The organism is Actinomadura livida (assembly GCF_014648675.1).
Taxonomy (GTDB): Bacteria; Actinomycetota; Actinomycetes; order Streptosporangiales; family Streptosporangiaceae; genus Spirillospora; species Spirillospora livida.
The window spans coordinates 21,261-33,738 of record NZ_BMRO01000017.1 but is presented as its reverse complement, the minus strand read 5'-3'; the positions used below and the strand labels follow the sequence as shown (position 1 = coordinate 33,738).

Here is a 12,478-nt window from a genome sequence, read left to right as displayed (position 1 = left end):
TTCGTCAGCTCTTACAGCGGAAGATGCCCCACTTCAGGTTGCCGGACTCGCCGCCGCGGACCCAGTTGCCCAGGCCCGCCTTCATGCGTTCCAGGTACTCCGCGCTGATCTGCCGGGAGATCTCCGCCTCCCGCGCCTCGGTCTCCTGGAGGACCCGCCCGTAGTGCGTGGTGAGGTGCGGGGTGAGGTCCTCGAAGGCCGGCGTCAGGCCGAGCCGGGCGATCTCGCGGAGGTAGAAGCCGGGCGACCCCATCGTGTCGAGGTGCAGGCGGTCGAGGATGGGCCGCAGGACGTCGCGGGTGCAGTCGTCGGCCGCCATGGGGTCGGTGAAGACGAACTCCCCGCCCGGCTTGAGGACCCGGGCGATCTCCTCCAGCGCCCGGATGCGGTCGCCGCCGTGCAGCAGCGCGTCCTGCGACCACACGACGTGGAACGAGTTGTCGTTGAACGGGAGGGTCTCGAAGGAGCCGTCGACCACCTCGATGAGGCCGGCGAGGCCCTGCTCCTCGTTCATCGCCCGGTTGCGCTCGTTCTCCACCTCGCTGAGGTTGAGGCAGGTGACGCGGCAGCCGTAGGTGTGGGCGAGGTACCGGGCGGAGCCGCCGTATCCCGCGCCGAGGTCGATGACGTGCGAGTACGGCGTCAGCTTGAGGCCGGCGGCCATCCGCTCGACCGTCCGGGCGCTGGCGGCGTCGATCGTGTCGCCGTCCTCGTAGATGCCGACGTGGATGTGCTGCCCGCCCCAGACGGAGTGGTAGAAGGCGTCGGCGTCGCTGGAGTTGTAGTAGTCGCGGGCGGTGTTGACCGCGCTGGAGTAGCCGGTGTTCACGTCGTCTTCCAGGTATTTCTTCTCGGCCACGTGGATGAAGAAGTCGGGATCGTCGTCATCGTAGGTGGCCTGGAAGTCCCCGTACGTGTCGATGCGCTGGAAGCCGACCTCGCGCATGAGCCGCCGCATGTAGTCCTTGCGCAGCGGATACATGTTGAGGCAGTACTCGCTGTCGTCGGGGAACCGGTACCGGAACCGCGCGAGTCCTTCGTCGACGTACTCGGGCTCGGCCGTGACCTCCTCGCCGCAGTAGTAGTACGAGTGCTTGCTGGAGAAGCCGTTGTCCAGGATCGAGTCGTAGTTGCGCTGGTCGATGATGAGCACGCCGTCGTGCTTGAGCATGGCGTAGAACTCCGCCAGGGCCTTACGCCGGTCGCGTTCCGAGAAGAGATGGGTGAACGAGTTGCCCAGGCAGATGATGGCGTCGAACTCGCCGTGGACGTCGCGGTTCAGGAAACGCCAGTCGGCGTGCACCACGCGCAGGATGTGGCCGCCGAACGCGAACCCGTTCTCGAATGCCTTGCGCAGCATCTCGGGGCTGCCGTCGACGCTGACGGTCTCGAAGCCCTCCTGCAGGAGCCGGACGGAGTGGAAGCCCGTCCCGGTGGCGACGTCGAGCACCTTCCGGACGCCGCGCTCCCTGAGTTGGTCGATGAAGAAGCTGCCTTCGCTCTCGTAGCGCCTCTTCCAGTCGATGAGTTCGTCCCACTTCTCGACGAAGCCTTGGACGTACTCCTCCGTGTAATGGTCGGTGTCGCGAACCTCGGTCGGATTTTCCCCGAACTCTTGGCGCTGAATCGGACTGCCTCCTGTGAAACGAGCTTCCCGGTGACGGTACGCGGCTCCGGAGAGACGTACGGTGGTCACCGCTGGGTCGGTCATCGTGACATAGGGTGACAAATTGGGGCGGACAGGACAGACAGGGCGAACGTTAGCCATGCGCACGGCCTGAGATAAGGGGTGGGCGCGATAGATCTTGCTTTCAGGTGATGTGATCGTCACCACATGCGGCGCTGCGATGTGGCGCGGCGGTCAGCCGCGGATGTAGCCGATGACCAGGTCGGCGAGTTCGTCCACCATGCGGTCGTGGGGGATGGGCGGCCGGTCCAGGACGTACTTGATCGACAGGAGTCCGACGGTCTCGGCGAGGATCCACACCGTCGCCTCGACGTCGAGGTCGTCGCGGAACTCGGCCCGGTTGACCAGCAGGTAGACCCGGACGAGGTCGGTCAGCCGGCGCTGCAGCGCGGCGAGTTTGTCGAACGGCCCGAGCCTTGGGATCTGCTCCACGATGATGCGCAGCAGGTCGGCGTTCTCCTCGAACAGCCGGATCTGGACGTCGAGCAGCGCGCGCCCCGCCTCCTGCCACGGCAGGCGCATGGTGGCCTCGATCTCGGCGCCGAGGCGGTCGGCGAGCCGGTCGGCGAAGCGGTCCAGCACCGCGATGACGATCGCGTCCTTGTTGGGGAAGTACTGGTACAGCGACCCGTTGCTGATCCCGGCGGCCTTGGCGATCCGGTTGGTGGAGGCGCCGTCGTAGCCGCGGTCGGACAGAACGCGAGTGGCGGCCTCCAGAATGCGTTCGACGGTCTGCCGGGAGCGGTCCTGGCGCGGGATTCTCCGGGGTGAAAGCCCAGGTGAGCGGCCCATCGGCGGACACCTTTCAAACGCGACTTGTAAGCGACTCCTTATTCGCGTGCACTGTACAACGGACACGGTATCGGACGGCGACGACACGGCGCTGCGGTGCCGCTGCGCCGGCCGCGGGGTGAACTGTGTACGCCTATTGGTCACGGCGGTCGGTGCCTACCGGTGACCTGCTATCGAGAACGTAAAGCCGGTCGGATCGCTTCGCGGCCAACCGGCTTTACGCACGATCGCGGCTAGCTACAGGTCAGCATGTCCACGGACGATCCGGCATTCCGCAGGTGGAACACGGCGGGGCTGCCATCGATGAAGTTGCCGGACCAGCCGGGGTGAAGAAAGTTGCCGTACCCCATCAGGTTCTTGTGCTGCCAGATGATCAGCAAGCAGTTCGTGGTGCGGTTCCCCGCGGAAGCCGCATTGTCGTTGACGACCTGTCCCTTGCCGGCGGATCCGAAGTACCCGCTGTCATAGAACTTGTTCCCGCTCAGGTCCCGGTCGACGTAGTAATCAGGCCGCCAGCTCGCGTTCCACAGACCTGGCGAGTAGTAGAGACAGAGGTAGGTGCCGCAGGGCTGCCCCCAGGAAGACCACTGACTGATCTGCAGGGTGTCGCCGGCCTGCGCGGAGCCGGCCCCGAGGCCGATGGTTCCGCCCATGGCCAGCGCAGCGGCAGCCGCGGCCGCGAGTGGGCGTCGTATGGTGTACCTCACTTGGCTTCCTTTCTTGATGCCGTTTCACCGTCAGAAGAACTCTTTCTGTTCACCCCATTTGACTACTTGCTTCGCCATCGCTCGGTCATGTATCGCTTACCTGGTTGAGCGGTGAAACCATCACCTCCATAAATGGTCGTGGCGTGTTGAGTCACCCTATTGGCGGAGAGCTTTCTGAGGTTCGATTCTTGCTGCACGCAAGGCGGGATACAGTCCCGCTATGAGCCCGGTCAGCGCGCCGATCAATGGCGCTGGCAGTACGGCGACCGGCTCTAGCACGGCGGTCCAGTCCTGAACGACGGCGACACCCACCACCGTTGCGATGGCGAGACAGGTTCCCACCATTCCACCGAGCAGGCCGAGGCTGGTCGATTCGGCGAGGAACTGGGCGGCGATGTGTCTGGGCCGAGCACCCAGTGAGCGACGCAGGCCGATCTCTGCCCTGCGCTCGAGAACGGCAACGAAAGTCGTGTTGGCGATTCCTAGAGTGCCGATGGTGAGGCAGATCGCGGCGAGTACGAGAAAAAGACCGGTCAGGTCTTGATTTACTTTCTCGCGAAGAGTGCGGGGATCTGGCGGGGGCACCGCGGTGAACAGGCCCGGATCTTCCGGCCGGAGAGCGGTGGGCGCCTGCCCGGCGATGAGCGCAGCGGCCCCGAGCCGGGTCCTGATGAGCATTTCCTCCGAGCTCTCCACGGAGGCGGGCCCGTAGAGCCGGTCGGCCGTGCCGCGCGGGATGATGACGCCCGCCAGCATCTCGGGCATCTGCCGGGTGTCGCCGATGATGCCCACGATCGTGAACGCCTGCTGATTGATGAACACTGCGGGTCGCGAGTCGAGCCGGGTGATGCCGAGGTGCTGGGCGGCTGTCGCGCCGAGTACGGCAACGCGCTCCCCGCGCCGTTCGTGGAACCCGTTGTAGGGCGTCCCGCGGGTGACCGACGCCTCGACCGCGCGCAGCATTCCCGGCGACGCCGCGAACACCGGACTGATCCCTCCCAAGCTGGTGCTGCTTCCGGGACGCACCTCGGGAGACGCGGCGATCACCGGATCGCTCTCGAAGTGCACGCGACGCCAGGTGCCCGCGGTCTCAACGCCATTGAGCCGGGTGATCCGCGCATCCGAATCGGGTGGGAATGCGCTGTCGACGGGCTCGGTGCCGGTTGCCGGCCCCTCACCCCGCGACTCCCCGAAGCCCCGTTCGTCAACCGTTTTGACGGTGACGGTCGTCGCGGTCAGTACGTTGAACTGCTCGCTGATCTGGCCGGAAGCGGTGGACGTGAGACCTAGGATCGCGACGAAGGCGCCGACGCCGAGAACCGTGCCGAGTGTGGTCAGCACCGAGCGCCCGGGACGTTGGGCGATGCCCGCCGCAGCCTCCGCCGCCATGTCGCGGACGGACAGTCGAGACGGTTCGACATCGACCAGCCAGGGACGGCGCCGTAGCCTCACGAGCCCACCTCATCTGTCAGCCGCCCGTCCCGGATGGCCACGAGGCGCTGCGCTCGGTCGGCGACCAGCGGATCGTGAGTGATGGTCAGCACGGTCTGACCCTCGTTGTTGAGTTCGTCCAGGAGGTCGAGGATCGTGCCGGCGGTGGCGGAGTCGAGGTTGCCGGTGGGCTCGTCACAGAGAAGCAACTGCGGGTGGTTGGCCAGTGCCCGTGCGATGGCGACGCGCTGCCGTTCTCCTCCGGAGAGGTGGGTCGGCATTGCTTCCATCCGGTGCTGAAGTCCGACCTTCCGGAGTGACTCTCGCGCGGCGGCAAGCCTCGCCTTCCGTGGCGCGGACCGGTAAAGCTGGGCGAGCATCACGTTCTCCAGTGCGCTGCGGTAAGGCAGCAAATGGAAGGCCTGGAATACGAAACCGATGCGCCCGCCCCTCATGGCTGCACGTTCCGCGTCACTCAGGGTTGCGACGTTCACCCCGTCCAGCAGGTAGCGTCCGATCGTGACCTGGTCCAACAGCCCGATCACGTTGAGCAGGGTCGACTTGCCCGAGCCGGAAGGGCCGACGATGGCGAGATATTCGCCGCGCTCCACGACGAGAGACACATCGTGCAGCGCTGTCACAGGAGGTGGCCCCGCATAGGTGTGGCTGATTCGCTCAAGACTGATTACGGGTGTCATCGGCCGACCACAACCTGGTCCCCCTCCCGAAGGTCGCCGCCTTCGGGGGTAACCTCGACATAGCCGTCCGCAGACGCGCCGGCGGCCACTCTGACACGGCGTCTCTCACCCGACCCCGTAATGACGGTTACCGAGGTCTTGCCGTCGGCGGGTGCCGTGATAGCACTCAGCGGTACCGTGAGAACCTCGTCGGACGTGGCCGCAGAGGTCACCGTGATCTGCGCGGATTTCCCGTTGAGCTCCGCTTTCCAAGGGGCCTTTGCCTTGAAGGTCACCGGAATGTAGGGCGGTTGGCGTATCTTGCTGCCGGCCTTGGGGGTGACGAGGTCGCCGACCTTGGCCACCGCAGCGCGATGCCGGCTTCCATCTTCTTCGATCAGGACCTCGGCAACGTGCCCGGGTTCGACGATGTCACCTTCAGACGGGTTGAGGCGGCCGATCAGTCGCACACCGCCGACCGCCAATTTGAGCAGATCCTTGGATATCTTCGTGCCGACCGAGTCGCTCACCGTGACGATCCGCGCAGGAAAGGAGGGCACGAACATCACTTCAGATTTCGGTGCCATGACGAGCTGGTCGCGTTTCCCTCCCCCGGCGGCACCGATATCTTGTCCACTCGCCTTCTCGGCTTCATTCTTGGCAATTGCGCTGGTACGGCCAGGCACTGTTGGAACGGCGTAGCCGAGCTTCTCATATAGCCGCTTCAAGGCGGCGGCGGTGCCGACGCCGAAGTAGCCCTCCCGGTCAGATCCACGGCGGTAACCCGCCTCGGCCAAAGCCTGCTGCAATTGCGTGACGTCGCGTCCTCGCATTCCCTGGACGAGATCACGGAGCGCAGGGATCCTGCCCCGCATGGCAAAGACCGGCCGGTAGGAGACCTCGGCGATCAACATTCCAGGGCGTACTTGATCGCCGGCCTTCTTCAGTGATCTGGTGATCAGCAGCTCACCGTCTGTGCGGCCTGCGGTGCCGTCAGGACTCAGCACGGTCGAAGGCGTGAAGGTCAACGACCGTACGGACGAGTACTCGCCGCGAAGAATCACTGTGCGCTGGAGTACTTTCGCCTCGACCGGAGCCGTGAGCACGCTGGCCGGGGGAGGTCCCGTCCGCGCCGCCATCTCGGCGGGCGACCTCACCCAGGTCGAGGCGATCAAGCCCATGGTCGACAACACGGCGGTGGTACAGGCCACGCCCAGCATCAGCCGCTGGCGACGCACTATGGGGGAGCGCGGCTCCCTGGAAGCCGTGCGCCTTGTCGCCGGATCCGTCGGTGAGTCGACGGCAATGGATACCGTCTCCCGGTTCATCAGGTCAGCCACCGTGTTTCCGCACCAATGACTGCAGGTGCCGGGCTCGGGACTCCACCCGCTTCTTCTCCTTCTTCAGAGCTTCAGCATTATTGTCGATCTCGATGTTCTGCAGGTCGGACTCCACGGCGAACAGCTTGCCTGGGAGATTGACCGCGAAACTGCAGTCGACGCTGGTGACGGCTGACTTGATCTCCTCGGAGTCCGGCGGCCCGGGCTCACCGTCCGCGGCTCCGAATCCGTTGCCCGCGTTCCAGGGGTCGGGGTAGTCGAAACCCTTTCGCTTCATACATCGTGACCATTGCTCGATGGCGTTCTTCGCTCGTGCCTCCGTCCTCATGAGCTGGAATGTCTTCGCCTGCAATCTTTCTGCGAGGTACGAGCCTCCGTCATCGATGCCGATGGCTCTAGTGGCTTCGCCCGTACAGCCACCGTCCGGGATGGATTGATTCTGGTGCTGCACGTCGGCGGAGCCCCGGGGTGTGCCGCGGAGGACTAGAGCCTGCTCCGGCGGTACCTCGTCGAAGGATTGCGGTTTGGTGCTGCCCCGTGCCCACTTCGGCATTCCGTACCCGTACACTTCGGCACTGGCTCGGTCGGACAGCCCGTAGCGGCGCGTCTTGGTGTACTGCCGTACCCGCACGCCTTGATCGATGGACTCCGACAGGTTTGTCGACGACAGCGGCGGAAAGCCGAATTCTCGCAAGCAGAGATTCACCATATGGCTCCACAATTGGCCTTCCTGGGCATTCTGGGCTGCGGAAGGGGCAAAGGCGTCCAACGGAAAACTGAGCTGCGCCATGCTCGTCGGGGTAGGGGTCGCGACCGGAGTTCGCGCAGACGTTCCCGCAGACATCGACCCACAACCGGAGGACGCAACGAGGCAGGCGATCCCCGCCGAGGCAAGGAAGAGGAGATTGGTCTTCTGAAACATTTGTGCTCCGCTGCTCACAAAGAACGTCAGACAAGGAAAATGGACGAGTACGTCGGTCGTTCTCGGCAGCAGTCGAGCGCTGAGGTGGCCGCGGGTCTCCGAGTTGCCGACGTCCAAGCTTGTATCCAGCGGGGCGGAAGGCTGTCAACGGCAGATAACTCGACACGGAGTGAATATTCCGCTACCAGAAACGGCTCGACTCTCAAGCGCCCGATGATGTTTCCGCTGGCTGGAGTCCTTTAGCCGGCGCTCATACGGGCTCTTATGTGACAGGTAAAGGCGCTAAAGTGAGATAGATCACAGCTCACTCTGGTTTGTTCTTCCGGGGTGCTCGCTTGTCGGTCGTCTGGCCGAATCCGGTCTCGGGTAGCTGCTGGTCAGAGCCATTATTCAGTTAATGCGCTTCGCCCCTGCAAGTGCGGCGCAAGTGTCGCGCAAGAAGGCCGGATAACTTTCTAGCTTCGCTCAGTGACGGCACCAATAGGGATGTGCTTTCGATGAGGAGAACAACGTGAGGGCGCCGGCTCCCTGGACCAGAATTGGATGGTGCGCCGCCCTCATGGGCGTGGGGCTCTCGCTCGCGGCACCCGTGGACACTGCGTTCGCGTCCCCCGCTCCACCCCCCCGGCCTTCGGCCGCGCCCGCCCCGGCCGTGGCTCCCGGAAGCCGCGACAAGGTGCTCGGGCCCGGCTGGCGATCATCGGGCGACCGGGCATGGACGACGACCGGAGACTCCACCGGCCTCCACGTTCTCGTGGCCGAGGAGAAGAACGGGTATGCGTGGCGGAACGTCGCGACGCTCTCCGAACCCGGCTTCGACGCCGATCAGTGGATCGGCAATGCATGCCTCACCGGCTCGGGGAAGCGCGCGGTGGTCGCCTACGCGCCGCGGGCGTTCACGAACAAGCCGCTGCTCAACGCCCGGGGCGCCTTCACCGCCGTTGTCGACCTCGCGAGCGGCTCGGTTCGCAAGCTGCCCCTCCAGTCGTCCCTGGCCTACTTCAGTCCCGGGTGCGGCACCGGTGAGGACGCCGTGATCACGCAGGAGGGCGGTGCCGGGTCCCACGCCGGCAAGACCCGGCTGACCAGGATCGACGCGGTGACCGGCCGCCTCGGCGCCGCGACGGTGCTGACCGGGCAGGTGACCTCCGCGGTCCCGGTGGGGCGGAAGATCGTCGCGGCCGACGGCCACCGCCTGGTGCGAATCTCGAAGGGAGGCGGGCGCACGCCGCTCACCAAGACGAGCGGCGTGCCCTTCCACCTCGCCGCCGACGCGGACGGCGGCGTCGTGTTCATGGAACGCGGCCAGGCCGGCGTCTCGGTGCGGCGATCGGCTGGGAGGCCCGGCCCGGCCAAGGAACTGGCCACGGGCGTGCTAGGGCAAGTCGGGGTCCAGGCCGGGGCGGGCGGACGGGTGTTCCTGACCGGCCGTCCGGCCAAGGTCAGCGCGCTGCCGCCGAAGATCTCCAGAGTGGACGTGCCGCGTGGCGCGGAGGTCTCCTCGCGCGGCCGGTCGGCGCTGCTCTCGGCGGCCGGTGGAGGCGCCGCGGCGGCATCGCCCCGGGGCGGAGAGCCGGCCCCGGTGCCCGTCCCGCGCCAGGACCGGGGCGGCCTGACGCTCAGGATGAAGGTGCTCGCGACCGGTGAGCAGCCTGAACTGTCCGTGTCGCCCGGCGATGCCCCGGCCGGGCGGAAGACGAGCCCGGTGCTCGGCACGAGCGACGCCCGGCCACGCGCGGTGGCGGCCGGATCGCCGACCGACCCGGTGGAGTCGGAACGTACCTGCTCGGTGCCGCGCAACGACCCGCGGAACCAGGCGTACCAGCCGACTCCCCGGCAGGTCGAATGGGCCGTCGACCAGGCGGTCCGGGGTGCGCTGACGATCCAGCGGCCGCAGAACTGGAAGAACCTGGGCATGCCGGCCTACACCCCGCAGGGCCTGTTCCCGCGGGCCGGGCTCACCGGCGGCGGCTACATCCCGGCGCAGGTGATGCTCGGCGTGGCGGCCCAGGAATCGAACCTGTGGCAGGCCAGCCGCTGGGTCACGCCCGGCGAGACGGGCAATCCCCTGATCGGCAACTACTACGGCCTCAACCTCTACGACAGTTCTCCGGCCAACGACTGGGACATCGACTTCTCCGAGGCGGACTGCGGGTACGGCATCACGCAGCGCACCGACGGCATGCGTCTCGCCGGCCGGGAGAAGCCGGGGGAGACGGCCCTTCCCTATCAGCACCAGCGCGCGGTCGCCCTCGACTTCACCGCCAACATCGCTTCCGGAGTCCGGCTGCTGGAGCAGAAGTGGAACCAGACGATGGCCGCCGGCATGCGGGTCAACAACGGCGACCCGGCCAAGCCGGAGAACTGGTTCTTCGCACTGTGGTCCTACAACAGCGGCTTCTACCCCAATGAGGGCGGGCCATGGGGTGTCGGCTGGGCCAACAATCCGATCAACCCGCGCTATCCGGCTGACCGCGCGCCCTTCCTCAGCCTCACCTACGCCGATGCCAAGAACCCCCAGTGGTGGCCGTACCAGGAGAAGGTTCTCGGCTGGGCCGCCTACCCCATCGAAGCCCTGGAGAAAGCGCCCGACACCTACGTTCCGGGCTACCGCGCGGCCTGGTGGAACACCGACATCTACCGGCTGGGCATCAAGCCCCCGGCGGAGATGTTCTGCAACTCCTCGAACTACTGCACGCCCGGGGCGAAGTATCCGAACGACTTGGACGAACCGGAGGGGCCCTGCAGCCGGCGGGACCTCAAATGCTGGTTCCATCAGCCGATCACCTGGAAGAACTGCCCCGCCGAATGCGGCAACGAGGTCCTGCGCTTCGATCCCGGATACGCCTACCAGCCGGACCAGGTGAACTATCCGCCGACCTGCACCCTGAACGACCTGCCATCAGGGTCCCTGGTCATCGACGACGTGCCGGACGGGACGCCCACCCCCGCGCCGAACTGCGGCCGTCCTTGGAGCAACGCCGGAGCGTTCACCTTCGATTTCGCCGCCGATTCCGGCGGAAAGTATCCGTCCAAGATCGATCTACACCAGATGGGGGGCGGCTTCGGCGGCCACTACTACTTCGGCCATACCCGTGATCCGGACCGGCCGCACCTGCGCGTCTCCGGCACCTGGAAGCTGGACCGCGAGATCAGCGGACCGGCGCAGATACTGGTGCACCTCCCCGACCACTACGGGTACACGCACCAGGCCACCTATGAGGTGGAGACGGCGCGCGGCACCCGGAAGCGCACCATCTCACAGCGGGTGAAAGGCAACCGGTGGCTGTCGATCGGCGCCTTCATGTTCGACGGCAGGCCCAGCGTCAAACTGAGCAGTGTCGTCGGCGGCGCGACCGGCGACGAGACGATCGCCTTCGACGCGCTGGCGGTGCGCCCCATCAAGGGGACCTATGTCGAACGGACCGTCGACGCCGTCGCCTTGTTCGACGAGACCCAGAACATCAACACCGACTCGATCAGCTCGTGGTTCCTGAACAGCCCGCTCGAGACCCATCAGAAACTCCACGACTGGGGGCTGGAGACCGCGGGGAGGGTGCTCGCGCTGCCCACGTGCGACGGGACGGACGAGGAATGCGCGGGCCCGCATATGAAGTCCGCGATGCAGACATGGCGGAACCAGATCATCACGGCGGGTACGGACCCGCTCGACCATCCACCGGGTCAGGGGATCGCGAACTGGATCCATTTCGCGAACCCGTACACCGATCGCCCCACGAGCTCCTCCAAGCCCGCACACTTCGACACCGATGACACCTCGTACAAGATCAAGGCCAGTGCCACCGTCTCGTTCATCCGGGGCGAGGACGGTGCGATCGTCGACGGCAGTCCGTACGTCGAGTACGACGACCGGACGGCCGACACGGTACTGCCGGACTTCGTCCAGAACACGCTCCGGGCCATCGAACTCGACTACGGGATCGACCGGCCGGATCTCACCTACACGACCGAGGACCTGAACGAGCACGACGGGAGAAGGCGCACGGCGAGGCCGCACTCCACGGGGATACTCCCCGGGCGGGCCTACCTCCCGCTTCACGACCAGGAGCCGGCGCCGATCGTCGGCGGCTGCGTCCCGGCGAATTCCGTTTCGGGCGGGAGCATCGGATACCGTCCCATGCTCGGAGAGGCGGGACCGGCCGCCGCCATGCAGGCGTGGATCGACACGATGAGCCACGACTTCCGCGTTCATCCCAACGTCACGCGAGTGGCGAGGGAGATCTACAATCTCTTCTTCAATCGCGGTGCGACCGGCTCGCCGTTCAACATGGCGGCGCCGGTCTGGCAGCAGCTCAGCTTCATGGTCTGCGCGGACGGGACCATACACAAGAATGGCGGGCGGCCGATATTGAGGTCCAGCTTCATGCCGGACCAGTACCTCTACTTCGAGGGCAAGGCCATCAACACCGACGGGGAGCCGGTCGGCTCCGGTCCGATCATCAACGGGAACTTCCGGCTGTTCAGCCGCCTCCCAGATGGGGGAACCGGCATATGGGACAACCCCTACGGTTCCTGCTCGGGCTCGGGTCAGAGCGGAAATCCGTGGAACATCGCTCCGCCGGGCGGGGCGGGGACCAATCCTGACAGCGTGCACTTCTGCGTCTAGCGTTCGCCGGAAGCGGATGAAGCGCGCGATCCAGTGACTCTCTGGCCGTTCCCGTACCGGGGACGGCCAGAGAGTCCTCGTCTCCAACGTGAAGCGGAAGAGTGGTGGGCATGGGCCTCGGCGGGCAGGCGTATCTGATCTACTGGATGGTCGCTTTCTGCTTGTGGACCGTGCTCGGTCTCCTTCCATTCAGAAAGCGCTCGTCCTACGGCTGGAGGTTGTTCCTCGGTCTGTACCTCCTTGCCTCCGTGGTCATCGTCGTCTCTGCGGGGACCGGCGGGCCATCCGTTCACGT

Annotated in this window: 8 protein-coding genes; 1 reads left to right on the top strand and 7 read right to left on the bottom strand. The window is 65.9% G+C overall.

The genetic code is table 11. The annotated features are described in order from the left end of the window. Positions 1 to 4: 4 nt before the first annotated feature. The 7 genes from IEZ03_RS31410 to IEZ03_RS31380 form a co-directional block, all read right to left on the bottom strand. On the bottom strand, positions 5 to 1,711 hold the full coding sequence (locus IEZ03_RS31410) for a glycine/sarcosine N-methyltransferase (protein WP_184889698.1): 1,707 nt from the start codon (positions 1,709 to 1,711) through the stop codon (positions 5 to 7). A 150-nt stretch (positions 1,712 to 1,861) separates the two neighbouring features. Beyond that, the gene (locus IEZ03_RS31405) at positions 1,862 to 2,479 is read right to left on the bottom strand and encodes a TetR/AcrR family transcriptional regulator (protein ID WP_184889696.1); all 618 of its coding nucleotides are present in this window, start codon (positions 2,477 to 2,479) and stop codon (positions 1,862 to 1,864) included. A gap of 233 nt (positions 2,480 to 2,712) precedes the next feature. Continuing rightward, entirely contained in the window at positions 2,713 to 3,186 is a 474-nt protein-coding gene (locus tag IEZ03_RS31400; protein ID WP_184889694.1) for a hypothetical protein, read from the bottom strand. 156 nt (positions 3,187 to 3,342) lie between these two features. Beyond that, complete coding sequence (locus IEZ03_RS31395) at positions 3,343 to 4,638, bottom strand: ABC transporter permease (RefSeq protein ID WP_221480928.1); 1,296 nt, start codon at positions 4,636 to 4,638, stop codon at positions 3,343 to 3,345. Continuing rightward, a complete protein-coding gene (locus tag IEZ03_RS31390; RefSeq protein WP_184889693.1) occupies positions 4,635 to 5,315 on the bottom strand; it encodes an ABC transporter ATP-binding protein in 681 nt (226 codons plus the stop codon). The genes IEZ03_RS31395 and IEZ03_RS31390 overlap by 4 nt, the downstream gene beginning before the upstream one ends. Continuing rightward, complete coding sequence (locus tag IEZ03_RS31385; RefSeq protein WP_184889691.1) at positions 5,312 to 6,634, bottom strand: peptidoglycan-binding protein; 1,323 nt, start codon at positions 6,632 to 6,634, stop codon at positions 5,312 to 5,314. The genes IEZ03_RS31390 and IEZ03_RS31385 overlap by 4 nt, the downstream gene beginning before the upstream one ends. Further along, a complete protein-coding gene (locus IEZ03_RS31380; protein WP_184889689.1) occupies positions 6,627 to 7,424 on the bottom strand; it encodes a hypothetical protein in 798 nt (265 codons plus the stop codon). Before IEZ03_RS31380 ends, IEZ03_RS31385 begins: the two co-directional genes overlap by 8 nt. 784 nt (positions 7,425 to 8,208) lie before the next feature. Between IEZ03_RS31380 and IEZ03_RS31375 the strand changes: the two genes are divergently transcribed. Further along, the gene (locus tag IEZ03_RS31375) at positions 8,209 to 12,183 is read left to right on the top strand and encodes a golvesin C-terminal-like domain-containing protein (RefSeq protein WP_221480927.1); all 3,975 of its coding nucleotides are present in this window, start codon (positions 8,209 to 8,211) and stop codon (positions 12,181 to 12,183) included. Positions 12,184 to 12,478 lie beyond the last annotated feature (295 nt).

Excerpts from the sequence above, each read along its gene's own strand:
- IEZ03_RS31380 (WP_184889689.1), bottom strand. The coding sequence starts at position 7,424 with ATGGCGCAGCTCAGTTTTCCGTTGGACGCCTTTGCCCCTTCCGCAGCC.
- IEZ03_RS31410 (WP_184889698.1), bottom strand. The coding sequence starts at position 1,711 with ATGACCGACCCAGCGGTGACCACCGTACGTCTCTCCGGAGCCGCGTAC.
- IEZ03_RS31405 (WP_184889696.1), bottom strand. The coding sequence starts at position 2,479 with ATGGGCCGCTCACCTGGGCTTTCACCCCGGAGAATCCCGCGCCAGGAC.
- IEZ03_RS31390 (WP_184889693.1), bottom strand. The coding sequence starts at position 5,315 with ATGACACCCGTAATCAGTCTTGAGCGAATCAGCCACACCTATGCGGGG.